Origin of the sequence: Lysinibacillus sphaericus, assembly GCF_000600105.1 — a bacterium.
GTDB lineage: Bacteria > Bacillota > Bacilli > Bacillales_A > Planococcaceae > Lysinibacillus > Lysinibacillus sphaericus.
In genome coordinates this window covers 3,613,840-3,639,333 of the sequence record NZ_CP006837.1, presented here as the reverse complement: position 1 = coordinate 3,639,333, position 25,494 = coordinate 3,613,840, and the positions used below count along the sequence as shown (strand labels likewise).

Genomic DNA, 25,494 nt, shown 5'->3' with positions numbered 1-25,494 from the left:
TGGCACGCAAACAATTCTGAATTCTATATCCTAAAAATTCACGAAGGCTCCTGTGAAATAGCGCAAGATGTAAGCCGCAACAGGCCCGCGACAGCGAGTGTTGCGGCTTACGTGTGCCCTTGCAAACACTTTGGCGGTAAGAACTTCTGCCATAATGGACATCAACGACATAGCAAAAAGTGTTAGATTGAAGGGTAGTCAATCTAACACTTTTCTTTTTTGTCCAAGTTTTTTAAATAGAATAATCTTCTGGGATAAATACTTTTAATTGCTTTGGTCGCACAAATACATTGTCACCTACGTTAAGATGAAGACTTAAAAATTGATCTTTTGTCAGTTCTGCTTCTAAAAATTCATCCATGTCACAACGACGGAGTTCAATTTGGACAATCGGTCCAAGCAAATGAATATGGCTGATATGGGCGGGGACAGTGCCAGCCACCGCTGTTTTTTCAATTTGTATATCGTGTGGTCGTACATAGCCTACTGCATCTTCTTGTGTATGGGCATGCGTATCTGGCACATCAATGGCAAATTCTCCATGTGTCAACTTACCGTTATGTAAACGCCCTTTAAAGAGGTTAACATTACCTAAAAAATCATAAACAAATGGACTTTTAGGATGGGTGTACACTTCATCTGGACTTCCAATTTGCTCAATTTTACCGTTGTTCATCACGACGATACGATCTGCGACATCGAGTGCTTCTTCTTGGTCATGCGTAACAAAAATACTTGTAATATGAAAATCATCATGTAACTTCCGCAACCAACGCCGTAATTCCTTACGCACTTTTGCATCAAGTGCTCCAAATGGTTCATCTAGTAAAAGGACTTTAGGTTCCACAGCAAGTGCACGTGCAAGTGCAACCCGTTGACGTTGCCCACCAGATAGCTGTGTTGGATAGCGATCCGAAAAATTGTCTAGTTTAACAAGTCGCAGTAGGGTCATTACTTTATCGGTTATTTCTGCTTTGGATGGTCTTGTTTTACGTGGTCGTACTTTCAATCCATAGGCAACATTATCGAAGACCGTCATATGGCGAAAGAGCGCATAGTGCTGAAAGACAAAGCCTACGTTTCGTTCCTTCGGGTGACGATTAGTAATTGTTTGGCCGTCAAATAAGATTTCGCCGACATCCGATGCTTCAAGCCCTGCAATCACGCGCAGTAAAGACGTTTTACCAGAACCAGAAGGGCCAAGTAGCGCTACCAATTCACCAGATTGAATATCGATGGATACATCTTGTAAAGCTTGAAAAGAACCAAATTTCTTAGAAACATTTTGAATTTGAATGCTCACGCAAGAATACCTCCTTTAAATTGATTTCGATTTCCATGCAACAATATCTTTTATAACTAGCGTAATAATCGCTAACACACTCATCAATGAAGCAACAGCAAAAGCTGCTGAAAATTGGTATTCATTGTATAAAATTTCGATATGAAGCGGCATTGTATTCGTCATGCCTCGAATATGACCCGAGACGACAGAAACTGCTCCAAACTCACCAATGGCACGTGCATTACATAAAATCAAACCATAAAATAATCCCCATTTAATATTGGGTAATGTTACATACCAAAAGGTTTTAAAGCCATTTGCACCAAGAGAAATAGAAGCTTCTTCTTCAGCGTTCCCTTGTGCTTGCATTAACGGGACAAGCTCACGTGCAACAAAAGGCAATGTTACAAATATAGTCGCAAGCACAATGCCAGGTAAGGCAAAAACAATTTTAATATCATTAGCAAATAGCCAATCTCCAAATAGTCCTTGTGCACCAAATAGCAAGATAAATACTAAGCCTGCAATAACGGGCGATACAGCAAAAGGTAAGTCAATTACTGTTAATAATAAATTTTTACCTTTGTAATTGAATTTCGTTAATGCCCAAGCAGCCATAATGCCGAAAATGGCATTTAAAGGAACGGCAATGGCTACTACTGTTAAGGTCAACTGAATAGCAGCTAAAGCATCTGGATGTGCGATTGCTGCAAAGTAGACGTCTGCCCCTTTTTGAAAGGCCGTAATAAAAATCGATACGAGGGGGAGAACGATAAAAAATGCTAAAAATGCCAGTGCAATAAATGTTAATACATAACGAAAGAAGCGAGGCTCCTGTAAGGCAGCGGGCTTTGCTGCTACAATCCGTGTTTGTGGAGCCAAAGGTTCAATAATCGTAGACTGATCCATAAATACCTCCTAATGTATAAAGCGGCGATTTGCTAGCCATTGAATAAGATTAATCGTAAATAATAAGACAAAGGATGTAATTAGCATAACAGCGGCAATAGACGTGGCACCCGCATAGTCATATTGTTCAAGCTTTGTCATAATGATTAACGGTGTAATTTCTGTCTTCATCGGCATGTTACCAGCGATAAAGACAACTGAACCGTATTCCCCTAATGCACGTGCAAAGGCTAATGAAAAGCCAGTCAAAATGGCTGGTGCAAGTTCAGGGAAAATAATCTTACATACAGTTTGCAGACGTGTAGCCCCTAAACTTGCTGAGGCTTCTTCAACTTCTACACTAATATTTTGTAAAACAGGTTGCACAGTACGCACAACAAATGGAAGACCGATAAATGTTAGAGCAATTATAATACCGAGTGGTGTAAAGGCGATTTTAAAATTGAAAAACTGTCCAATCCAGCCATTTGGTGCATATAGCGATGTTAAAGCAATACCTGCTACTGCCGTAGGTAAAGCAAATGGTAAATCTACAAGACCGTCAATAATACGTTTAAACGGGAAGTGGTAGCGTACGAGTACCCAAGCGATAATGGTGCCAAACACAACGTTTACTAAACCAGCAGCAAGTGCAGTGCCAAAGCTTAACTTATAAGAGGCAATTGCTCGAGGGTCGGTGACAATTGCGGTAAACTCTGCCCAGCTTAACGACATTGTCTGAATGAAAATCATTGCTAAAGGTAAGAGTACAAGCAAGCTTACGTAGAGCATCGTATAACCAAGTGAAAGGTGGAAGCCGGGAATAACACGAGCCGGCTTCTTTTTAAATGTTAGGCTAGTCATCATATGCCTCCTTATTGTGGAACGTAAATTTCATCGAATGTACCACCATCTTTAAAATGTGTTGTCTGAGCTTCTGTCCAACCCCCAAAGTCTTCAATGGAAATAAGTTCAAGCTTAGGGAATTGCGCTTGGTATTTTGCTAATATATCTTCATTGCGTGGTCGATAGTAGTTTTTCGCAGCAATCTCTTGACCGATGTCACTATATAAATGTTGTAGGTATGCTTCTGCGACTTTACGCGTCCCTTTTTTATCAACAATTTTGTCAACGATTGCTACAGGAGGCTCTGCTAAAATACTTAAAGAAGGTGTAATAATTTCGAATGCATCTTTCCCTAATTCATTAAGTGATAAATAAGCTTCATTTTCCCAGGCAATTAACACATCACCAATTTTTCTTTCAACAAAAGTAGTCGTGGCGCCGCGAGCACCAGAATCAAGTACCTCTACATTGCGATACAAAGCCTTCATAAAATCTTTTATTTGCTTCTCGTCATTGTTATACAACTTCGCTGCATAGCCCCATGCGGCTAAGTAATTCCAACGGGCACCACCTGAAGTTTTTGGGTTTGGCGTTATGACTGAGACATCGTCTTTTACCAAATCATCCCAATCTTGAATCCCTTTTGGATTGCCTTTTCTTACTAAAAAAACAATGGTAGAAGTATAGGGTGTAGAATTATTTTCAAATTCTGTTTGCCAGTCTTTGTTTAGTAGACTACGAGCTTGGGCAATTTCATCAATATCGTAAGCAAGTGCTAATGTGACAACATCGGCTTCTTGACCATCAATAACCGCACGCCCTTGTTTACCCGAGCCACCATGTGATTGATGAATTTTTACTTCTTGACCTGTTTCGTTTTTCCACTTCGCGATAAAGTCTTGATTAAATTCATCGTAAAGCTCACGTGTTGGATCATAAGATACATTTAGTAACTCAACTGTTTTTTGTGTGTCTTGCGAAGTTGTATTGTTATCTTTGGACGTGCTATTACATCCTGTTAACATAATTGTTAACCCTGATAAGAGTACAATTGTTTGAAAAATAGTTTTTCTTTTGTTCATTGAAAATCTCTCCTTTTTCTTACAAAATGCAAAAGGACCATCTCTTCAACATGTATCAACACATGTTAAGGAGATGGCCTTCAGATAATCTGATCAGCATATTTTGTTTTTTAGCTTAGTACCACATTAAACATATATTTCCTATTAGTCAACAAGGAATTGAAAAAATATTTAAAATTTTAGATAGGTTTTTCCCTAAGTCCAGTAACGAGTAGCAAAAGACTCTTTTTATGAATAAAATTATTTGTATGTAACGATAGTGACAGTTTAAAGAGATGCAAAATGACATTCTTTAAATATGTTTATATTTTTACAAAACCTAGTTGACTACTAGGTGTAATTTAGTATATATTGGGTAATAAGAAAAGTGATTGTTGAATGAGGTACAAGATTACTAGTTTACAATCATCATATATGCTGGCTAGTCAAACTAGAGGCGTTTTAACGAAGGTACAATGCATTATTGTATCTGTTGTTAAAACGCCTTTTTCTATATCCGAAAATGTTTCGAGGGGGATTTTATGTTAACGTATGCAACTTGGCAGGAGCCAACGATTAATTTTGAAGTGGATGAATCCTATAAGGGTGCACTTGAGGTGTTACGCTGGAGCTATGCACAATATGGCGATGAGATTGTATATGCGTGTAGCTTTGGTATTGAGGGAATTGTGTTGATTGATTTGATTTCAAAAGTAAAGCCAAATGCTACGATTGTTTTTTTAGACACAGATGTCCATTTCAAAGAAACGTATGACACGATTGAACGAGTAAAAGCAAACTATCCGCAGCTAACGATTATACTGCAAAAGCCTAAGCTGACACTTGAGGAGCAAAAGGCGCAATATGGCGATGAATTATGGATGTCCAATCCTAATCAGTGCTGTGACATCCGAAAAATAAAGCCGTTACATGAGGCGTTATCAGGAGCAAAAGCTTGGATTTCAGGGTTGCGCAGAGAACAATCGCCAACTCGGCAACAGACAAATTTTATCAATCGTGATGACAAATTTAAATCCATTAAAATTTGCCCGCTTATTCATTGGTCATGGAAAGATATATGGCGTTATGTTTCCAAGCATAATTTAACGTACAATCCATTACACGATCAAGGCTATCCGAGTATTGGCTGTGAACACTGCACACAACCTGCATTTACGTTGGATGATTTACGTGCAGGTAGATGGCAAGGAACGGGTAAAACTGAATGTGGGTTACATGAATAGGGGCGTTTAAATCATGCTGGAATATATTGCAATAGCTATAAGTTTATTTTTTGCAATGAATATTGGGGCAAGTGGTGCAGCAGCATCCATGGGTGTTGCTTATGGGGCAGGCGCTATAAAAAAAGCATGGCACGCATTGTTAATTTGTGCGGTAGGGGTTTTGGCAGGCGCTATATTGGGTGGCGGTGAAGTTGTCAAGACTATCAGTTCAGGGATTATGCCACAACAGTATATTACTGTGAAAATCGTCATCATTATATTAATTTCTGCGACAAGTGCGTTGTTTCTTGCCAATTTGTTAGGCATTCCCTTATCGACGAGTGAAGTAACCGTCGGAGCGGTCGTAGGTGTAGGAATTGCCTACCGCGTGCTATATGTCAAATCATTGCTCGTGATTATGGCCTTTTGGGTAATCGTTCCTGTTATAGCGTTTGTCATTGCCTTTATAGTTGGCAAAGTACTGTATAAATTTCAAGGGAAGAGCTTTTTGAAAAACCACCCAATTTTAACAGTGCTACTTATATTTGCTGGATTTTTCGAAGCTTTTTCAGCAGGGATGAATAATGTTGCCAATGCAGTAGGCCCACTTGTTGGTGCTGGTATGATTACGGTGACAAAGGGTATTTGGCTAGGCGGTGCTTTTGTTGCACTAGGGGCGTTGTTGCTAGGAAGACGTGTACTCGAAACAAATGGCAAAAAGATAGTGCGTTTTGAAAAAGCTGAAGGCATTCTTATTTCAACTACAGGTGCCTTGCTTGTTGGTATTAGTTCATTGTTTGGCTTACCTGTGCCATTAACGCAAGTAACTTCCTCTTCTATTATTGGTATCGGAATGGCGAAAAGCGGTAAACAAATTTTTCATAAACATATCGTAAAGAAAATCATGTGTATTTGGATTGTATCACCCATTTTTTCATTAGCGATTTCTTATAGTCTAATTCAGTTATTTATGGAGAAAGATTTATATGCCATCGTCATTATGGGGAGCGTTATAATCGGAACGCTTGGTGCTATTAGTTTAATGCGAACAATGCGTGAAGAAGAACGCTCAATATACGATGCAGGTGAAGGCATTTAAATATAAAACATAGTATTTGAATAAAAATAGGGGGAATATTGAATGAGTTTACAACCACATGGCGGCACTTTAGTGCAAGCTTATAATCCACAAAAATCAGTAGTACATATTGAGAAGGAGATTGTTTTGGATACCATTGCGTTAAGTGATTTAGAATTAATCGCAATTGGAGGGTATAGCCCAATCGACGGTTTCTTAACTAAAGAAGATTATGAATCTGTTGTTGAACATACAAGGTTGGCCTCTGGCATTGTTTGGAGTATACCGATCACACTGCCTGTTGATCAGGCCGTAGCAGCAACTTTACAACCAGGTGATGAAGCAAAATTAATCTATGGTAATGATGTCTATGGTGTGATTCATATCGAGGATATATATGAACCAGATAAGCAAAAAGAGGCACTACTTATTTACGGTACACAAGACTTAGCCCATCCTGGAGTGAAAAAGTTACATGAACGGCAGGGGATATATGTTGGTGGTCAAATTACGTTAATTAAACGTCTAGAGCAAATATTCCCTACGTATTCATTTGATCCAACAGAAACAAGGCAGTTGTTTAAAGACAAAGGGTGGCAAACAATTGTGGGCTTTCAAACGCGTAATCCTGTTCACCGTGCGCATGAATATATTCAAAAGGCGGCATTAGAAACAATTGATGGCTTATTTTTAAATCCATTAGTCGGTGAAACGAAGTCGGATGATGTATCTGCCGCTATACGTATGGAGAGTTATGAAGTGCTTTTGGAAAATTACTATCCTCAAAGTCGTGTGCAATTAGGTGTGTTCCCAGCGGCTATGCGCTATGCAGGGCCTAAGGAAGCCATTTTCCATGCACTAGTGCGGAAAAATTACGGCTGTACCCATTTTATTGTTGGACGTGACCATGCAGGTGTAGGGGACTATTATGGCACATATGATGCGCAAAAAATCTTTGAACAATTTACCGAAGATGAACTTGGGATTGTGCCTTTAAAGTTTGAACATAGTTTTTATTGCACTCGATGTGAAGGCATGGCAACTACAAAAACTTGCCCGCATGATAGTGCATCACATGTAATTTTATCAGGAACGAAAGTCCGGGAAATGCTCCGTAATGGAGAAGTGCCTCCAAGTACATTTAGCCGTAAAGAGGTTGTCGATGTACTAATAAAAGGCATGCGTAAGGAGGTATTAAAATGAGTTCTAATATCGTATGGCATGAAGCTTCTATTACGAAAACAGAGCGTCGCACGCAAAACAAACATCACAGCTTTATTTTATGGTTTACAGGATTATCGGCATCAGGAAAATCTTCCGTAGCAAACGCGTTTGCACGTACATTATTTGAGCGAGGTAATCAGGCGTTCGTATTAGATGGTGATAATGTAAGACATGGCTTAAATAATGATTTAGGCTTTGACGAAGTGAGCCGTAAGGAAAATATACGACGTATCGGGGAAGTTTCTAAGCTTTTTGTGGAGAGTGGTCAAATTGTACTCACAGCCTTTATTTCACCTTATCGACAAGATCGTCAAGTCGTTCGACAGCTAGTGGAAGAGGGGGAATTTTTAGAAGTGTATGTGAAATGCTCCGTAGAAACATGTGAACAACGCGATCCAAAAGGTCTATATAAAAAAGCGCGCAATGCGGAAATTGCTAATTTTACAGGTATTAGTGCGCCCTATGAAGAACCTGAACATCCCGAATTTATTTTGGATACTGAACGCTATTCTATTGAGGACTGTGTAGAGCAGTTAACAACGTTTCTAACGGATAAAGGCTATATTTAAAGCGTGCCAGTCACTCAAACAATTTCAATGTTTGCCCTAGAGCAATGATTGGGCAGGAGCAACAACCACCGTAACAGACAAAGATATAGCAAAAAAGTGTTAGATTGATTGTAGTCAATCTAACACTTTTTCATTTTTGTCTCAACTTTGGTTATTTAATACCTTGTTCTTTTTTCATTTTCTCAATTTCTGGCCCTAGTTCATCACGTACGGTTCCTTTCCATGGCTTAACACCTGCTATGTAGGAGGAACGAGTCATAATATGTCCTCCGACAGGTCCAGTTATGAATAGAAACAAAATACCTAATAAAATACGTGGGTTAAAATGATCCTCGATCAGCCAAAAATAAAAGAATACACCTACCAACACACACATAACACCAAGTGTGGCACTTTTAGATGCGGCATGTGCCCGTGTGTACAAATCAGGTAATCGAATCAGCCCAATAGCTGTTACAACGATAAATAGTACACCAATCGAAATAAATAAAATAACTAATGTATTAGCGAGAATTGTCACGTTTAATGATATCTCCTTTCTCTATAAATTTAGAGAAAGCAACAGTACCGATGAATGATAATATCGCTAATAATAAAACAATTTCTAGGAAGAAGCTTGTTTCCACTAAAACTGAAAATAACGCGATTAAAGAAATAAGTGATACACCTAAGGAATCAAGTGCTACGACACGATCTGATGCAGAGGGTCCTTTTACCATACGGTAAATCACTGCAATCATCGATAAGCAAATCACTACGATCGCTGCAATAATAAACGTCATCATGATTTACTCACCTCCAAAATAGCTTTTTCAAAAGAGTCTCGAATGGATGCAATGGCATCATCTACATCACTAATATCAATAGCATGGACAAACAATGTTTTAGCATCATCTGAAACATGCACTACAACAGTCCCAGGAGTTAATGTAATGAGACTTGATAGTAATGTAATTTCCCAGTCTTCTTTCAATACAGTTGGGTAAGCAAAGAAGGCAGGTTGCATGTCCAGCTTGGGCTTTAATACAACTTTCAATACTTGAATATTGGCTAATATTAATTCCTTGAAAAAGAGAACAGTGAGTTTAATAATTGCCCATACTCGAAATAAATAGAGACGTGTAAAGAAAAATCTTCTCATAATGACGAGCAATACAATACCAAGGATGAAGCCTACTATAAACCCTGTTGCTGTGTAATTAGATGAAAGGAACATCCAAACGAAGGCAAGAGCAAAATTTAAAATAATTTGAAATGCCATAGCTCTAATCCCCCTTCATTACAGCATCTATATAAATAGATGGGTCATTTAAAAGTTTTGCAGCATCATTCATAAATGGTGTCATCCATTCCGAACCAACACCATAGGCAACGGTAATAAGCACTAATAGGACAGTCGGCACAAAAAGTGTAGTATAGACTTTTTTATCGACAGTTCCCTTAGTTTCCTTTTCCTCTCCCCAGAAGGCATATAGGAAAATACGAATAACCGACAGTAGGACAAGTAAAGAGGAGGCTAAAATAAAGATACTACTCCACATACTGCCAGCCTCAAAGCCCCCCTGCACAATTAAAAGCTTTCCAACGAAACCACTAAGTGGAGGAATCCCAGCTAAACCAAAGGCAGCAATTAAATAGAACCATCCAAGAGTAGGATATGTTTTCATAAGACCGCCCATTTTACGTAAATCTGATGTACCGGTAATGTAGATGACAATACCAATTAACATAAAGAGGGCTGCTTTTATAAGCATGTCATGTATCAAATAGAACATTGCGCCCTTTAGCGCCATTTCATTCATTTGGGAAACACCAAACAAAATGACACCTACTGCAATCACGATGTTGTAAATAATAATGAGCTTGACATCGAAATAGGCTAGTGCGCCGATACAGCCAGCAATAATTGTTCCAATGGCTAGCACCATTAGTAAATCATGTGTATACGATAAATCGTGTACAAAAAATAATGTGTATGTGCGCGTAATCGCATAAACGCCAACTTTAGTAAGCAGTGCACCGAAAAGTGTTAACACAGGAATAGGTGCAGCAGCATAAGAAGTTGGAAGCCAGAAGTAAAGTGGGAATATGGCTGCTTTTAGTCCAAAAACCATTAAAAACAAAACAGCAATTACGGTTATAATACCTGGCTGATGAATATCGCTAATCTTTACTGCGATGTCTGCCATATTTAGTGTACCCACAACTGAGTAAAGGTAGGCTACCGTAATAACAAACAAAGCAGAAGAAATAACATTAATTAAAATATATTTAATGGAGCCTTTCAGTTGTCCTTTTTCTCCACCTAGCACAATGAGTAAATACGACGCCATTAAGAGTACTTCAAAGAATACAAATAAGTTGAAAATATCTCCTGTCGTAAAGGCACCATTTACACCAGTTAAAATAAACATCATACCAGGGTAATAGAAAAAGCGTTCACGCTCTTTTGTAATAGAGCCAAAGCCGTACCAGACAACAAAAAATGCAATGAGTAATGATGTAGTTACTAACAGTGCTGACATCATATCAGAAACCATTGTAATACCGTATGGTACTGGCCAATTGCCAAACGTGACTTTCTGAATGCCATCATTTTTAACTTTTAGTAAGAGCGAAACGGCTGAAACAAAAGCAAGTAGGATGCCCAGTAAAGCAAACGAACGCTGGTATTTTAAATTTTTTTGCCCAAACATTAAAATCATACCGAAGAAGAACGGAATGATAATCGGCAGTAAAAGGAAGTTATTCATCCTCATCACTTCCTCTCATTAAGCTAATATCATCTGTCTCAAGCTCTTGATAGGAGCGATAGGCAAGTACTAGGAAGAAAGCCGTTACCCCGAAGCTAATAACAATCGCAGTTAAAATCAATGCCTGTGGTAAAGGATCAGCAAACGTTTTGGCTCCTTCTTTTAAAACAGGGGGTGCCTCACCTGTTAATCCACCCATTGTTAAAATAAGTAAATGGGCACCATGGCTTAAAAGTCCCGTACCAATAATAATGCGTAATAAGCTTTTCGATAATATTAAATAAACCGCTGCCATAAACAGAAAGCCAATGACAAACGCCATAATTATTTCCATTATTCATCCTCTCCAATCGTTTGAATAATGGTCATCGTAACGCCAACAACAACCAAGTAAACACCGCTGTCAAACAGCATTGCTGTGTGCAAAGACTGCTTACCTAGAAGCGGCAATTCGAAATAATCAAAGAAATGTGTAAAAAATGGTTTTCCTAAAAACATCGGGAATGCGGCTGTCGCAAATGCCAATAATAAGCCCGTAGCCGTTAAATACGTGTAGTTTATCGGTAAAACATTTCGCACTGTATTTAAATCAAAGGCAAGGACTAACAGTACAATGGCACTGGATGTTAAAAGCCCCCCGACAAAGCCGCCACCGGGTGTATAATGACCAGCTAGGAAGATATGAATGGAGAAGAAGAAAATAATGAAGAATACAATTTTAGCTGTAAATTGTATAATCACATCATTTGTTTTCATGTGGTTTCTCCTTTCTATTCATACGCAGCTTAATCATTGCTAAAATTGCCATACCTGCAATACCTAATACTGTAATTTCAAATAATGTATCAAAGCCACGATAGTCTACTAAAATCACATTGACAATATTACCGCCACCCGCTTTAGAATAAACGGTTTCTTCATAATATTTTGAGATGGTCGGCACAAGTTTTTGCGAATGTGCAGATAATGCGATAAGTGTCACCATCACACCAACTGCGATTGAAATAATCGCCCGATTTAATTGAAAGCGCATGCGTTCTTCGCGCTTGCCAAGCTTCGGAAGATGATAAAACGCCAATAAAAATAACGCAACCGAAATGGTTTCAATAACTAGTTGAGTTAACGCTAAATCAGGTGCATTAAAAATAACAAAGAATAATGCAACAGTATAACCGACAGAGCCTAGTCCAATAATTGCTGTCAGTCGTGATTTTGCAAAAATTGTGATCGCTGTTCCAATCATTAACACGACAATTAAAATTAGTTCGTATGAGCGAATTGGTGCTGTACCTTCAAAAGATAGTGAAAAGGCATCTTTTACAAATAAGGTTCCAATTGAAATCGCTGTGATGCCACTAAACATATACAGTAGATAGTGACGCATAGACCCTGTCATATAAAGACGTGATACACGATTTAACCCTACATCTAAAGCAAGCATCATTTGGTCATAGGCATTATTGAACGTAAGAGCACGCGGGAATAGCTTGTAGATGCCTTGCCATTTAGGTAAGGCAACAAATAATAAGACACCTATAATAACAATGCCTATTGTCATAACTAATTCTGGTGTAATTTCGCCATGCCAAGCTGACACGTGAATGTTGATATCTTCAGGTGCATTATATAAAAACGGCTGAATAGCTTGTACAGCCGGCTTCACAAACGTATCACCAATAAGATTCGGAATGAAGAAAATAATCACCACTAATGATGCTAAAATCATCGGCGATATAAGCATGCCTATCGGAGCTTCGTGTGGTTTATGAGCGTAAAGTTCTGGTTTATATTTTCCTGTAAATGTTCTACAAACAAAGTAAAAGCTATAAATAAACGTAAAAATACTCGCAATCCAAGCAACAATTGGGAACAGCACGCCCCATGTATCAAAGCCGAAAAATTCGAAATTCTGAAGTGATAACATAGCTGTTAAAAACATTTCCTTACTTAGGAAGCCATTAAATGGTGGTAATCCTGCCATTGAAAAACTACCGATCGCCGCAACCGTAAAACTAAGAGGCATGATGCTCATTAATCCGCCAAGTCTACGTATATCGCGTGTACCTGTTTCATGATCGATAATCCCAGCAATCATAAATAAGCTACCTTTAAATGTTGCATGGTTAATCAAGTGGAAAATGGCTGCAAAAGCTGCATATTTAAACATTGAATCTGCTGCTCCATTTACATGAAATGCAACTGCACCAGCTCCTAGTAATGACATAATTAGCCCAAGCTGACTGACAGTAGAAAAGGCAAGAATACCTTTTAAATCGGTTTGCTTTACTGCAAAGAACGAACCCCAGAAGAGCGTTAGCAGACCAACTCCTGTAACAAGCCAAATCCAAAGTTCAGAAGCTGCAAAAATCGGTGTAAAGCGAGCAACTAAGTAAATACCTGCTTTTACCATTGTTGCAGAGTGAAGATATGCGCTGACAGGTGTCGGAGCCTCCATTGCATCCGGTAACCAAATATAGAATGGGAATTGTGCAGATTTCGTAAACGCCCCAAACAGCAATAATATAAGGGCCCAAATGAATAACGGATGTTGCACTAAGTTTGGTGCCATTGCAATAAGTTCACGGATTGAATATGTTCCACCCATTAAATAAAGAAGGATAAATCCTCCTAACATCATTAAGCCGCCAAAAACGGTAATCATCATCGATTTTAGTGCACCGAAGCGAGAAGCATCGCGTGTGTACCAATAACCAATCAATAGGAACGATGAAATAGATGTTAATTCCCAGAAAAAGTACAAAGTAATTAAATGGTCTGATTGTACAACACCGAGCATAGCGGACATAAATAGTAATAAGTAAACATAAAAATTATGTAGTTTTTCTTTATGTTTATCTAAGTAGAAAATGGAGTAAAGCACAACAAGTGAGCCAATTCCAGTAATTAGTAATGAAAATAATAAACTAAGTCCGTCTAAATAAGATACAACAGAAATATCAAGTGATGGTATCCATGGAATTCCATCATAAAATACTTCGCCTTGCGCAACTCTCGCTATATAAGTAGCATAAATCACGGCGAGTGTAGCAGGTACTGCAAGAACAAACCAGCCTGTGTGAATATTTTTAATGCTTTTATATATAAAAGGCACAAAAATTGCAGCAAGCATCGGGATGAAAATATAGAGTACTTGTAACAAAAAAATCCTCCTTTATGCAGGTAAGTGTAATAATTATAACGTACTTTTGTAGGGAATGCATATCGACTCGTAGGATTTAGCTTGGATACAAGGAGAATTTTAGCTATATTATAAATAGGAAGTTATCAAAAAAAACAGAGGAAAAAAATTTTTTATGAGGAACCCTTACATATATGGTTATTTACCATTAATTACAATTTTATTATTTAGTTTAACGTTCGGCATGTATGCCGTAGGTGAAGCATTACAGTTGTTTCAAGCAATCGGTGTTTATTCTGGAATGCGAGAATTTTTGTCAGATTTTGAATTACGTGTATTGTTACTCATTGTGTTTGCGCTTATCTTTTTTATGGCTTTTTCAGCACTCAAACTAGTTGGTGAAACAATTCATGAACTAGGAATGTTGTTTTTTTCGAAGGACAATGAAGGGGCTGCTGTGAGTCAAGCACGTGGAGGCTACGTCATTTTATTTATTGGTGCAATGTGTTCTGCCTTTGCAATTCAATCTATCTATGTATTGGCAGGTATTTTTGTATTAACGGTCTTTATATATTTTATTTATCGTATTTATAAAATGAGCCTTTATATGTCTATGGGTGGAACAATTGGATTACTTATATTTGAGCTTTTCATGTGGACATTACTATTCTCGTTATTAGTTTATGTCATTTTAAAATTGTACAACGGCGTACTAGCAAGTCTCCCATTTGCCAAATAAAGTGCCAGTCACCCAAACAATTCTGAATTTTTTCTAAGTAAAAACCCACTTTGACTCCTGCGAAGGCTGATAATGTGCCTGCAGAAAACGAAGTGGGTTTTTTATGCTAGTGCCAGTCACCGAAACAATTCACCGAAACAATTGGCGCTGATACACTAATAGAAAGTTACTCTAGTAAAACATTAAAGAGTTTGTGATGAATTTTGTACGCTTCTAGTTTTTCCATTGGCTGTGGTTTATCATAGCCAAGCCACACGGCAGCGGTATATTGGTCATTTAAACCAGCTAGCCAATAATCACGGTAATCATTTGTCGTACCTGTTTTAGCCCCAACATAGCTACTATTGCTATAAACCCCTTGCCCCGTACCATTTGAGACAACTTCTGCAAGCAGACCACGCATATATTTTACGGTTTTAGGCGACCAAATCTGGTCACGTGCCTTGTCCCAACTATATAGCTCAGTGCCATCATTAGCTGTTACTTTTCGAATACTGTGGGCTAGCACATAAGAGCCATCGATAAAGCTTGTATAGGCATCTGCAAGTTCAAGAGCAGTGACGCCATATGTTAATCCACCTAATGAAGCTGCGTAAGTATGATCCTTTGCCACCATGGAACGGAAATGGAAGCGATCAAGATAACTGAAAGCTGTATCTACCCCCACAGCGTTAAAAATGCGAAGAGCGGACGTATTGTAACTATTCCGGAATGCTGTATGAATTGTCACATCACCGTAGTTATATCCTCCATAATTTTGAGGACAAAAAGAACCGACACAATAGCGCCCACCATTGACAATGGAGTCTGGCGTATGAGTTGTTGTTTCAAAATAGGGTGCATAGACAGCAAGTGGCTTAAAGGCTGACCCTGGCTGTCGCGGACCTTGATAGGCTCGATGATAATCAAACTTTTCGTAATTTTTTCCAGCATAGAGGCTGACGACTTCACGAGATGAATTGTTAATAACAGCACCCGCCGCCTGTAATTGGCCATTGCCTAAAATAGCAGTTATGCGCTCTTCATCATGATTCTGTTTAGTTGGATCCAGTGCAGTATAAATAGTTAAACCATTCTGATATAAAGTATTAAGTCGATTGTCTAGTTGTGCTTGAATAGTTTTCTTTTCTTCTTCACTTTGCGTGTTGAGCAGTCGATCTGTATAGCCTTCCTTCTCGGCTACTAGCCAGCGTAACTCTTGAAGAACGTAAGTACTATACATCGGATAGCTTTGTACCTTGTTCTTAACATTTAAAGTAATTGGTTCTGCTTTATACGTCACTGCATCTTCTTTTGTAATAACACCACTTGTCGCGAGTGTATCAAGTAGACGTTCTTGTCTTGCCTTGGTATCATCAAAATGTTTTAAAGGGTTATAAAGAGAAGGATTGTTAGGGATAGCTGAAATAAACGCTATCTGTGCAATCGATAATTCTTGGATAGGTTTTTGAAAATAATAGCTTGCTGCACTACCTATTCCATAAACTTGATTGCTAAAATAGGATTCATTTAAATACATCGTTAAAATGGCATCTTTATCGTATTTCTTTTCAAGTTCATAGGCATAAAATAGCTCTGTTAGTTTTCTTTCGTATGTTTTTTCATCAGATAAATAACGCATACGAACAAGCTGTTGGGTAATGGTACTGCCTCCTTGTGAAGCTGAATTGGTGTTTGAGTTAGCAACCACCGCGCGTAGGATAGCGCTAAGATCGAAGCCGACATGATTATAAAAGTCTGCATCCTCACTAGCAATAAAAATTTCCTGGGCAATTTGTGGAATTTCTTGTAAAGTTAAAGGTTGTCGCCATTCGACATATTCCTCACTAAAGGTTTGGCCGTTCTGATCAACTAATGTGACAGGAAGCTGTACCTGTACTTCGGGAACCTCAATTTTCTTCTGAATTTGTTGTTCGTGGGCTTGTGCTGTACTCAGCTCTGCTCGTATATTTGTACCAATCCACCAAATGGTAGGTAAACATAGCGTTACAATAATAAAACCAAAAACTTTTTTCATATATGCCTCCAACTTTGAAAATAAGTCTTTCATCAGAATAGCATATTTTGGATGTATTCCAAATACTCGTTCAGACCTATTTACACAATACTAAATTACAAAATAACAATTGCCTTGAGGTCGTCTGTCATTCCAACATGATTTTGGGTTATACTACCATTGTTACTACACAGAAGTTTCTAGATTTTCACAAACATAATTGACTAAACGATTGTAAAATTGCAAAATTCGTCAATACTTTGATGGAGAAAACAGCTAGGAAGTATGTTAGACTAATATGAGGTCAGAAATGATAAGGTATAATCATTTTCGTTGAAACTGAAATTTACATTTAAAGGAGAGACTCCAATGTTTCCACAATTAACAACTGAAGTACAAGAAGGCGAAGTACTAGTAGAAATGAAAACAACGTTAGGTGCATTAAAAATTAAATTGTTCCCAAAACAAGCACCAAAAACAGTTGAAAACTTCTTAGGGCATGCAAAATCAGGTTATTATGATGGTATTATTTTCCATCGTGTTATTCAAGATTTTATGATTCAAGGCGGTGACCCTACTGGTACAGGTATGGGTGGAGAGTCAATTTGGGGTAACTCATTTGAAGATGAGTTTTCTGATGAATTATTTAACCTGCGTGGTGCATTATCAATGGCAAATGCTGGTCCAAACACAAATGGTTCTCAATTCTTTATCGTACAAATGAAGCATCTTCCAAGTGATATGCTTCGCCAATTACAAGGTGCTGGTTTCCCAGAAGAAATTATTGAGGCATATGCACAAAATGGTGGAACACCATGGTTAGACCATAAACATTCTGTATTTGGTCATGTTGTAGAAGGTATGGATATCGTTGATAAAATTGCTGAAGTAGAAAAAGACTTCCGTGATAAACCTGTTGAAGATGTGAAAATCGAGTCAATTACAGTTTTTGAATAATTATTGTAAGGACGTGTAGAAAATATGGAACATTTGATGTATCAATTTTTATATTTCCCAGAAGATAAATCAGCGTATATTCCAGCAGCTTTTGAATTTTTAATTATGCTTATTTTATGTATAGGCGTATTTATGATTTTCCGTAAAATTTCTAAAAAGCAGGAATTAAAATCTAAGGAAATCGAAGCACGTATTTTAGCTGAGAGAAACAGCACCAACAATAGACACAATTAAAAAAAGCACTCTGCAAAAGAGTGCCTCCGACTATAGACAAACTTGAGATTTCCCGAGTTAGTCTATAGTCTTTTTATATACATCCCGACAGCAGGCACAGTGTAAGCCATAGCTTGAAAATTCACAATTGTGTGAGTGACTGGCACTATGACAATGCGAGCTTAAAACGAGCAACGGCATCTTTTACCGTATCAAATGAGCAAGCTACATTCATGCGCAGGAAGCCACGACCTTCTTCACCATATTTTGAACCAGGTTCTAGTGCAAGTTTTCCAACTTCAAGCAAACGTTGCATTAATTCTTTTTCATTGAGACCTAGTTGGCGGCAATCAATCCACAATAAGTACGTACCTTGAGGCTTTGCAATGTGTATGCCTGGCAATTGCGTTAACTCGGCTATAACATAATTCATATTATTGGAAATATAAAGAAGTAACTCTTCTAGCCATGGTAATCCTTCTGTGTAGGCTGCTTGCAGTGCTACAGGAGCAAAGCTATTCAATGAACCTTGCCCGCAAGCCATATTAACCGCCTCTAAAAGCACCTGCTTTTTCTTATCTGTCGTAATAATATAAGCAACTTGAATTCCTGCAAGATTAAATGTTTTAGTCGGTGCCATACAGGTAATAACACGATTAATTTCATCTCCTGCTAGTTTTGCAAGCGGAGTATGTTGTGCACCATCTAACATTAAATCAGCATGAATTTCGTCTGAAATAATGAGCACATCATATTTTGCACATAATCGAATAATTTCTTTTAATGTAGCTTCGTCCCATACATAGCCTCCTGGATTATGTGGGTTACACAATATGTATGCTTTAACGTTTTGGGCAAGTGCCTGTTCAAAAGCCTCAAAATCATAGACAAATGTTCCATCTTGCTCGACTAAAGGGCAAGTAACCACTTCACGGCCATTACTTTTAGGGATATTAAAAAATGGCGGATAGACGGGAGTAGAAATAAGCACTTTATCGCCTTGTTGAGTCAGTGCAGTCAAAATATTTGCCAAAGCTGATACGACACCGTGGCTGAAAGAAATGGCTTCTTGCTCAATGTGCCAATTGTATCGGCTTTTTTGCCAATCTACAATCGCTTGTTTTGCTTCTTCGCCTACATAGCTATAGCCAAAAATCGCCTCTTTAGCATGTTTTTGCAGTGCTGCTGCAACTGCAGAAGGTGGAGCAAAGTCCATGTCCGCTATCCACATTGGTAATATTTCTGTTGTATCGCTTAATCCATAAATTTTCTCCATTGCGTCCCATTTTACTGAGTTAGTACAACGACGATTTAAAGTTTGATCGAAAATCGACAAGCAAATCCCTCTTTTCTTTTTTTTTACTATGGTATCATACCTATTAAGATTAAAGGATAATAGGTGAGTATTTTGGATAATATAAAAATGAATCGAACAGCCGTGCATCTGCTAGCAGAGTGGGATCCTTTCCACTTAGGTGCTGAGCATTATGATACAGAAACAGCAGATGTTGTTGCAGCACTACAAAGTATTGATGACCCATCTGCTCTTGCGAAGGTCATTCAAGAAACTTACGAGCACTCGTTTGAACAGTGGATTCCAATTGAAGATTGTGTTGCCATTTCATATAAACTACTGGCCATTAAGTTTGAAGCAAAATGTATTATTTAAATCGACATATAGTGTTTTTTTATTGGAAAGGTTTGTGTGCAAATGATTGCACGAAAGCTGCTTCCTTATAAAAGTGAGGTTGTCTTCTGTTTTTAGACAACCTCACTTTCTTATTGAAATAACGGCAAAATACCTTGGATAAAAATAAGCAAAATCGCAATAGGTGACACATAACGAATTAAAATATACCAAGTGTTAAACAGTAGACTTGAGGAAGCAAGCTCTTTACGAGAAATATCCTTTGTATAATAATAGCCTGCAAAAATAGAAATCAGTAAGGCACCGATTGGCATGCCGACACTATTTGTAATAAAGTCTACAAAATCAAAAATGGAACGATCTAATATTTTGACATCTGATAGAATACCGAAAGATAGGGCACTCGGAATTCCGAAGATGAAAATAATAAGTCCACCAATCCATGCGATTTTTTTACGCTTGTCGGGTTTGTCTCCAATGGCGATAGCTACTACAATTTCTAACATTGAAATCGAAGAAGTCACTGTAGCAAACAGTAAAAGAATAAAGAAAATCGTTAAGAATAGGCCCCCAAGTGGCAATTGCTCAAAAACAGCAGGTAAGATAATAAAAACAAGCCCTGGCCCTTGGTCGGGTGTATAGCCTAGCGCGAATACAGCTGGGAAAATAACTAAACCTGCAAGAAGCGAAATAATAATATTCATAGATGCTACATTAATGGCTGAATTACCGATTTTTTCGGTTTTAGGGAGATACGATGCGTACGTAATCATAACAGCTATACCAACACTTAAGGAGAAGAATGCTTGTCCAAGCGCTTTTAAAAATGTTTCAGCATTTAAGTAAGACCAGTCAGGTACAAACATAAATTTTACGCCTTCCATTGCACCATCAAGTGTTAAGGAACGGATTACTAACACAATAAAGAAAATAAATAGTAGTGGCATCATCCACGTACTTGCTTTTTCAATCCCACCTTTAATACCTCCAGATACGATAGCAATCGTTAACAGTAAAAATAACCCTTGCACAAGTACAGCTTCAAATGGGCTAGAGATAATATTGCCAAACAAATCAGCATAATTCCCGTTATGACCATCGCTCGTTAATTGAAACGTTAATGAACGTCCTAAATAACTTAAAATCCAACCACCTACTACACTATAGAAGGATAGTATTAAACCCGCAATAATCATGCCGCCCCATCCTATTAAAAACCATGGTTTTCCTGGGGCTTGTTGTTTGAACGATGTTACAGCATCCTTTTGCCCACGACGTCCAATCATAAATTCTGCAATTAACACCGGCAAACCGATGAAAAATGTACATAAAATAAATAATAAAATAAATACACTTCCGCCGTTGGTTCCCGCCATATAGGGGAATTTCCAAATAGCGCCTAATCCTATGGCGCTACCAGCAGCAGCTAAAATAAATCCAATTTTTGTTGAAAATTGATCTCTAGATGACACGAAAATAAAGCCTCCTTATACTAAAGTTCTATTTTACCGCAAATATGGCATAACACAAGGCAAATTTCTGAAAATTGATTATAAATACTTTTTACGCCCCAAAGTCTTACTACAACTAGAATTCTTTAAACGAAATGCATGATTTACTATCAATTCTAGCGATTTTCTCAAGCTATCCAGTTACAATTAAAATTGTAACAATTAGGAAGAATAGGTCGTTACATAGAAAAGGAGGGATAACGAGTGAATGAAACGGAATTAATCGAGCGAGCACAACAGGGTGATAAAGAAGCTTATATTGAACTAATTCGCATCCATCAGCGAACAGTTGAAAAATTTGCTTTTCAATGTGGCGTACATAGTAGTGATTTAGCGGATGTTTCACAAGAAGTTTTTGTCAAGCTATACCGTTTTTTACATCAATTTAAGCAGGATCGATTTACGACATGGCTTTATAAAGTCACACTTAATGCTACCCGTGATTATTATCGAAAAGAGCGACGTGAACAAGCAAAGGAGGAGCTGTTAAGCGCGCAGCGACAAGCCCCAAGTCCTTCAGCTGAAAAGCATGTCCTTAATTTTGAGGAAGACCGTGTATTGCATCATAGAATTCAAGCGCTTGATGAAAAATATCGCTATCCGCTCGTCTTGTATTATTTTCATGAGTTGAAGTATGAGGAAATTGCCGAGGTACTTGGCATTTCGTTATCCACTGTCAAAGTACGCATATTGCGGGCAAAAGAAAAACTTAAAGTAGCTTTGACACAGGAAGGGAGTGTTGAGAATGGATGATCAACAATTTGACAAGCGCATGGCACTGTTGAAAAAATCATACGACCGAATGGAACCTCAATTAAATCCCGACAATGTTTTCAAGCAAATGGAAGAAGAAAAAGAAGAAGCACTGCCGAAGCAATCGATTACCGCACAACAAAAACAAGCCGTAAAATGGCAGAAGCCAGCAGTATGGATAGCAAGCGTTGCAAGTGTGTTGCTAATTGGTCTCTTAGTATCGTTTTATACATTGAATCAACAGGAAAATACACACAGTGAAGTAACACAAGATGTGCCTGTTGAAAAGGCAGTTGAGGAAGAGATAGCAGATTACCTAACGAAAAAATTTAATAGTAAAAAGGAGGATATTAGAAAGGAATTAAAAGTGACCAAAGATGAGCTAGAAGCCTTTGATTTTATTAAAAACGCAAATTCAATGTTAGATTTTTATCTTACGACTAATTTGCATTTGAAATTAACGGATGAGAACTATGTGGAAATTATGGAAGAAAATATAATGAATCGGTTAATGACTCCTAAGCGGGCGGTAGAAAAGATAGAAACTTTTAGAAATTTAAGTTTTGAGGAATCGTTTGCCGTTTATAGTAACTACGTTATTTCTGTAGAGGAATTGGAGCGTTTTTATAGCAAGCTTCTTGAGCCTTACCAACAGCAATTAAAAGAAAAAGATGATGTAAAACAATATCCATCTAATTTACAAGCTATTATTGAAGCGGCAAATAATCAATATATGGAGTTGAAAACGGATGGAAATGGCGTGTTTTATTTTAAAGCAAATCCAATCAATGGGGAATTTGCTCCGCAGTATATCAACCAATTACATCCGGACGTTTTCGGGTATTTCGAATATTTAAAAATGGGTTACTTATTATTGGCAGATGACTTACGATATACGCGAGAAGAAACGGCGCGCTCACTTAAAATAATGGAACGTACATTACTTGCAGATGTAAATGCTAGTTCTCTTGATTACAAGCTTTTAGAAGAAACCTATAAAAATACGTGGGTGGTATTATTGCTAGGTACAAAACAATATCCTGCCATAGCAAATGACGGGCAACCTCATCAGGACTATATGAAATTTTTAGAGGAAGTAGCTAGTGGAAAGTATGGTGAAGTAATGCAAAAGACCGCTGCTACTATTTTAGGAGAATTACAGCAAATGCAGCACTCCGCTACATTATCACAACTTGAACCTTATGATATCTGGACAATACTTTTACAGACACGGCAAGAAACAGCAGGTACTATTAACGACAGTGACTTTAATGTTGTCGATATGAATGAGTCTCGTATTGCACAAATAAAAGGAATATATGAACAATATAAAAACAATAATGATGAAGCAATCATCAATCAACTACACCCAATCAATATTGCCTCACTTTACTTATATGCTGTGACCATTGACGATAAGGCAGTGCAAAATGCTTTATTAACACCAGATGCCGAAGTGGATGCAAGTATGTTACAAACGATACAGAGTCTTGATGTTTTTAGTCAGCTAGGCGAATATAATGGAATTTTTCCTACCGTCGCTGCTCGTGTTGCTATAGGCAATCAGGAAAAGTACGGAAGGCAGTTCCTCATCAAGTTTTCAAAATCAGAGGAAGGTTATTATCGTATCACAGCAATCATGGATTGATGGGATGATTTTTTGCCCCACTTATTGACGTATGTTATAATTTATCGTGATATATACGTAGCAAACATATAGAAAGTGGGCAAAGGTTATGGCAAAAAAATATGAATTAGGAGACGTATTGACCGGAAAAGTTACAGGTATTCAACCGTACGGTGCATTTGTAGCACTTGATGACGATACACAAGGGCTCGTGCATATTTCTGAAATTACGTACGGCTTTGTAAAAGACGTCAGTGAGTTTTTATCAGTTGGGCAAGAGGTTGAAGTTAAGGTACTTGAAATCGATGAAGCGGCCGAAAAAATTAGTTTATCGATTCGTGCCTTACAAGAGCGCCCAGCAGCAAGAAAAAAAGACGCACCACCCCGAAAATCATTACAGGATCGAGTGGATGAATCCGATGCGAATGGTTTTAATTCCTTAAAAGATAAATTACAGGACTGGATCGAACAGTCAGGACATTAAAAAACGAGGATGCTTTCATGTGAAGGCATCCTCGTTTTTTATTTTTTATGATTTAGCCCTTTTTCATCTTCCGTATGCGATATTGCAGGTTTTGTCGGCTCATACCGAGAGCACCAGCAGCCTTTGTTATATTGCCTTCATATAGATTTAAGACATTTTGCACATAATAGGATTCGGCTTCTCGTAAATAAGCATCGAGAGGCATGACATCGTTTTGCTGGTGGAACATGAAAAATTCAGGTTCATGGTCAGATGTGTCTTGGCTTTGCACTTTAAATCGAAAATGAACAGGTAGTAAATCAAACGTAACGGTTGATTCTGTTGTCATAAACGAAACGATTTCATCTAGCAATAGTTCGAGTTCCTTTAAGTTTCCTGGCCAATCATATTGTAAGAATAATGCTTGGACATCCGGTGCAAGTTCTGCCACATTTGACGCAAATCGCTCACGATGACGACTAAAATAATCTGCCACGAACGGTAAAATATCTTCTTTGCGATCTGTTAAATTTGGAATAGTAATGGACATTGTTGCAAAGAAATAATAGAGAGATTTAGACAGCTTATTTTCTGCAATAAGTGTAATTGGGTCACTGCCGACACTACCGATTAGCATATATTTGGATGGTGGTAATGACTGTAATAACTCAAGTAACTGTTCCTGAATTGGAAGACTTAAAAAATCAATACGTTCGAAGAAAAAAGTATAGGCTTTATCATCTTGTAAAAGTTCCTGCACCTTATCGAGCACTGATTTTGCCGAACGTCGACTAAATAATGTAACAAAGGCTTCTGGATCAGTAGAAGCTGCATGATGAATACCTTCTGCAACTAAATCTTTGCCTGTACCAGATTCACCGATAAGTAAAACAGGTAATTTTACCGCCGCCGCTTTTTTAGCGTTGACAATAACTTGTTGCATTGCTTCAGATACTGCTGTAATCATATCAAAAGTTAAAGGTTCACCATATCGTCGTAGCGGCTGATAGACTAATTTTTCTAAAGATGTGATATCACGTGCGAATTCAATCGCACCAATCAATTGATTATTTTTAAAAAGAGGGAATGTATCATTAATGGTTGTAATTTCATGGCCGTTTTTATTCCAATAGGTTTGTTTCACATTCATTTCTTGTAAACCGGTTTGTAACACCCGCATTAAAGTACTTTCATGTTGACGGAAGGAAAACAATTCAATAATTGAACGATCTGCTAATTCATCAAAATGAAATCCTTCGATTTCTTTCATTTTTGAATTATAGATAATTGTTTTACCCGTTACGTCAATCGCATGTATACCAACGGATACATTAGTTGCAATAAACTCATAAAAGGGTAGTAATGGTTCAGAATTATTCATAAAATGTGCACCTCAAAAATTTTTTACTTGAAATATGCAACGAAATTTTGCATTATAATAAGTGTAAGAATATTTTATACGCAAAAATATTTTGCGTCAATAGTTTTTGCATACTAAATATTTACAGCTCACAAAAGGAG

Annotated in this window: 26 protein-coding genes; 11 read left to right on the top strand and 15 right to left on the bottom strand. The window is 37.8% G+C overall.

Going from position 1 to position 25,494, the window contains the following annotated elements; translation table 11 throughout:
- Window positions 1-232: 232 nt before the first annotated feature.
- Genes T479_RS17680 through T479_RS17665 form a run of 4 tightly spaced genes read right to left on the bottom strand, consistent with a single transcriptional unit; the run spans window position 233 to window position 4,101 of the window.
- On the bottom strand, window positions 233-1,303 hold the full coding sequence (locus T479_RS17680; protein ID WP_025220386.1) for a sulfate/molybdate ABC transporter ATP-binding protein: 1,071 nt from the start codon (window positions 1,301-1,303) through the stop codon (window positions 233-235).
- Window positions 1,304-1,318: 15 nt separating this feature from the next.
- A complete protein-coding gene (gene cysW / locus T479_RS17675) occupies window positions 1,319-2,194 on the bottom strand; it encodes a sulfate ABC transporter permease subunit CysW (protein WP_025220385.1) in 876 nt (291 codons plus the stop codon).
- Between the two features lie 9 nt (window positions 2,195-2,203).
- Window positions 2,204-3,037, bottom strand: coding sequence for a sulfate ABC transporter permease subunit CysT (gene cysT, locus T479_RS17670; RefSeq protein ID WP_024364861.1), 834 nt, complete (start codon window positions 3,035-3,037; stop codon window positions 2,204-2,206).
- An 11-nt stretch (window positions 3,038-3,048) separates the two neighbouring features.
- A complete protein-coding gene (locus T479_RS17665) occupies window positions 3,049-4,101 on the bottom strand; it encodes a sulfate ABC transporter substrate-binding protein (protein WP_024364862.1) in 1,053 nt (350 codons plus the stop codon).
- A gap of 521 nt (window positions 4,102-4,622) precedes the next feature.
- Between T479_RS17665 and T479_RS17660 the strand changes: the two genes are divergently transcribed.
- The 4 genes from T479_RS17660 to cysC are packed head-to-tail and all read left to right on the top strand — an operon-like array spanning window position 4,623 to window position 8,174.
- Window positions 4,623-5,324 (top strand): phosphoadenylyl-sulfate reductase, encoded by a 702-nt coding sequence (locus T479_RS17660; RefSeq protein ID WP_025220384.1) that lies wholly within the window; start codon window positions 4,623-4,625, stop codon window positions 5,322-5,324.
- 16 nt (window positions 5,325-5,340) lie between these two features.
- Window positions 5,341-6,402 carry a sulfate permease gene (locus T479_RS17655; protein WP_024364864.1) on the top strand — a complete coding sequence of 354 codons (1,062 nt, stop codon included), beginning with the start codon at window positions 5,341-5,343 and terminating at the stop codon, window positions 6,400-6,402.
- A gap of 42 nt (window positions 6,403-6,444) precedes the next feature.
- Window positions 6,445-7,584 (top strand): sulfate adenylyltransferase, encoded by a 1,140-nt coding sequence (sat, locus tag T479_RS17650; protein WP_024364865.1) that lies wholly within the window; start codon window positions 6,445-6,447, stop codon window positions 7,582-7,584.
- Window positions 7,581-8,174, top strand: coding sequence for an adenylyl-sulfate kinase (cysC, locus tag T479_RS17645; protein WP_025220383.1), 594 nt, complete (start codon window positions 7,581-7,583; stop codon window positions 8,172-8,174). Before sat ends, cysC begins: the two co-directional genes overlap by 4 nt.
- A gap of 151 nt (window positions 8,175-8,325) precedes the next feature.
- Here cysC and mnhG read toward each other — a convergent pair whose 3' ends face one another.
- From mnhG to T479_RS17610, 7 genes are read right to left on the bottom strand one after another with little or no spacing between them, the layout of a single operon-like run.
- The gene (mnhG, locus tag T479_RS17640; protein ID WP_024364867.1) at window positions 8,326-8,694 is read right to left on the bottom strand and encodes a monovalent cation/H(+) antiporter subunit G; all 369 of its coding nucleotides are present in this window, start codon (window positions 8,692-8,694) and stop codon (window positions 8,326-8,328) included.
- A complete protein-coding gene (locus T479_RS17635; RefSeq protein ID WP_024364868.1) occupies window positions 8,678-8,959 on the bottom strand; it encodes a Na(+)/H(+) antiporter subunit F1 in 282 nt (93 codons plus the stop codon). Before T479_RS17635 ends, mnhG begins: the two co-directional genes overlap by 17 nt.
- A complete protein-coding gene (locus T479_RS17630) occupies window positions 8,956-9,435 on the bottom strand; it encodes a Na+/H+ antiporter subunit E (protein ID WP_024364869.1) in 480 nt (159 codons plus the stop codon). Before T479_RS17630 ends, T479_RS17635 begins: the two co-directional genes overlap by 4 nt.
- Window positions 9,436-9,439: 4 nt before the next feature.
- Window positions 9,440-10,927: a Na+/H+ antiporter subunit D gene (locus T479_RS17625; RefSeq protein WP_025220382.1), complete on the bottom strand. Its 1,488-nt coding sequence runs from the start codon at window positions 10,925-10,927 to the stop codon at window positions 9,440-9,442.
- A complete protein-coding gene (locus tag T479_RS17620) occupies window positions 10,920-11,261 on the bottom strand; it encodes a Na(+)/H(+) antiporter subunit C (protein ID WP_024364871.1) in 342 nt (113 codons plus the stop codon). The genes T479_RS17625 and T479_RS17620 overlap by 8 nt, the downstream gene beginning before the upstream one ends.
- Window positions 11,261-11,683 (bottom strand): Na(+)/H(+) antiporter subunit B, encoded by a 423-nt coding sequence (locus T479_RS17615; protein WP_024364872.1) that lies wholly within the window; start codon window positions 11,681-11,683, stop codon window positions 11,261-11,263. Before T479_RS17615 ends, T479_RS17620 begins: the two co-directional genes overlap by 1 nt.
- Window positions 11,670-14,087: a Na+/H+ antiporter subunit A gene (locus tag T479_RS17610; protein WP_025220381.1), complete on the bottom strand. Its 2,418-nt coding sequence runs from the start codon at window positions 14,085-14,087 to the stop codon at window positions 11,670-11,672. The genes T479_RS17615 and T479_RS17610 overlap by 14 nt, the downstream gene beginning before the upstream one ends.
- Before the next feature lie 154 nt (window positions 14,088-14,241).
- On the opposite strand from T479_RS17610, the gene T479_RS17605 reads away from it, so the two are divergent.
- The gene (locus T479_RS17605) at window positions 14,242-14,805 is read left to right on the top strand and encodes a DUF5366 family protein (protein ID WP_024364874.1); all 564 of its coding nucleotides are present in this window, start codon (window positions 14,242-14,244) and stop codon (window positions 14,803-14,805) included.
- Between the two features lie 166 nt (window positions 14,806-14,971).
- On the opposite strand, the gene T479_RS17600 is transcribed toward T479_RS17605, so the two are convergent.
- A complete protein-coding gene (locus T479_RS17600; RefSeq protein WP_025220380.1) occupies window positions 14,972-16,822 on the bottom strand; it encodes a transglycosylase domain-containing protein in 1,851 nt (616 codons plus the stop codon).
- 348 nt (window positions 16,823-17,170) lie between these two features.
- Between T479_RS17600 and T479_RS17595 the strand changes: the two genes are divergently transcribed.
- Complete coding sequence (locus tag T479_RS17595; protein WP_024364876.1) at window positions 17,171-17,758, top strand: peptidylprolyl isomerase; 588 nt, start codon at window positions 17,171-17,173, stop codon at window positions 17,756-17,758.
- A 24-nt stretch (window positions 17,759-17,782) separates the two neighbouring features.
- Entirely contained in the window at window positions 17,783-17,992 is a 210-nt protein-coding gene (locus T479_RS17590; protein WP_025220379.1) for a hypothetical protein, read from the top strand.
- Window positions 17,993-18,137: 145 nt separating this feature from the next.
- Here the strand turns inward: T479_RS17590 and T479_RS17585 are convergent, their stop codons facing one another.
- Window positions 18,138-19,307 carry a MalY/PatB family protein gene (locus tag T479_RS17585; protein ID WP_025220378.1) on the bottom strand — a complete coding sequence of 390 codons (1,170 nt, stop codon included), beginning with the start codon at window positions 19,305-19,307 and terminating at the stop codon, window positions 18,138-18,140.
- A gap of 72 nt (window positions 19,308-19,379) precedes the next feature.
- Here T479_RS17585 and T479_RS17580 point away from each other — a divergent pair, with 72 nt between their 5' ends.
- Window positions 19,380-19,640, top strand: a complete 261-nt coding sequence (locus T479_RS17580; RefSeq protein WP_024364879.1) for a DUF1871 family protein — start codon at window positions 19,380-19,382, stop codon at window positions 19,638-19,640.
- 110 nt (window positions 19,641-19,750) lie between these two features.
- Here T479_RS17580 and T479_RS17575 read toward each other — a convergent pair whose 3' ends face one another.
- The gene (locus T479_RS17575; RefSeq protein ID WP_024364880.1) at window positions 19,751-21,091 is read right to left on the bottom strand and encodes a sodium-dependent transporter; all 1,341 of its coding nucleotides are present in this window, start codon (window positions 21,089-21,091) and stop codon (window positions 19,751-19,753) included.
- A 243-nt stretch (window positions 21,092-21,334) separates the two neighbouring features.
- On the opposite strand from T479_RS17575, the gene T479_RS17570 reads away from it, so the two are divergent.
- The 3 genes from T479_RS17570 to yugI all read left to right on the top strand — a co-directional run bounded on the left by T479_RS17570 (window position 21,335) and on the right by yugI (window position 23,994).
- Complete coding sequence (locus T479_RS17570; protein ID WP_025220377.1) at window positions 21,335-21,883, top strand: RNA polymerase sigma factor; 549 nt, start codon at window positions 21,335-21,337, stop codon at window positions 21,881-21,883.
- Window positions 21,876-23,531 carry a hypothetical protein gene (locus T479_RS17565; RefSeq protein WP_025220376.1) on the top strand — a complete coding sequence of 552 codons (1,656 nt, stop codon included), beginning with the start codon at window positions 21,876-21,878 and terminating at the stop codon, window positions 23,529-23,531. The genes T479_RS17570 and T479_RS17565 overlap by 8 nt, the downstream gene beginning before the upstream one ends.
- Before the next feature lie 88 nt (window positions 23,532-23,619).
- Window positions 23,620-23,994: a S1 domain-containing post-transcriptional regulator GSP13 gene (gene yugI / locus T479_RS17560; RefSeq protein WP_024364883.1), complete on the top strand. Its 375-nt coding sequence runs from the start codon at window positions 23,620-23,622 to the stop codon at window positions 23,992-23,994.
- Window positions 23,995-24,046: 52 nt separating this feature from the next.
- On the opposite strand, the gene T479_RS17555 is transcribed toward yugI, so the two are convergent.
- Entirely contained in the window at window positions 24,047-25,354 is a 1,308-nt protein-coding gene (locus T479_RS17555) for a sigma-54-dependent Fis family transcriptional regulator (protein WP_024364884.1), read from the bottom strand.
- Window positions 25,355-25,494 lie beyond the last annotated feature (140 nt).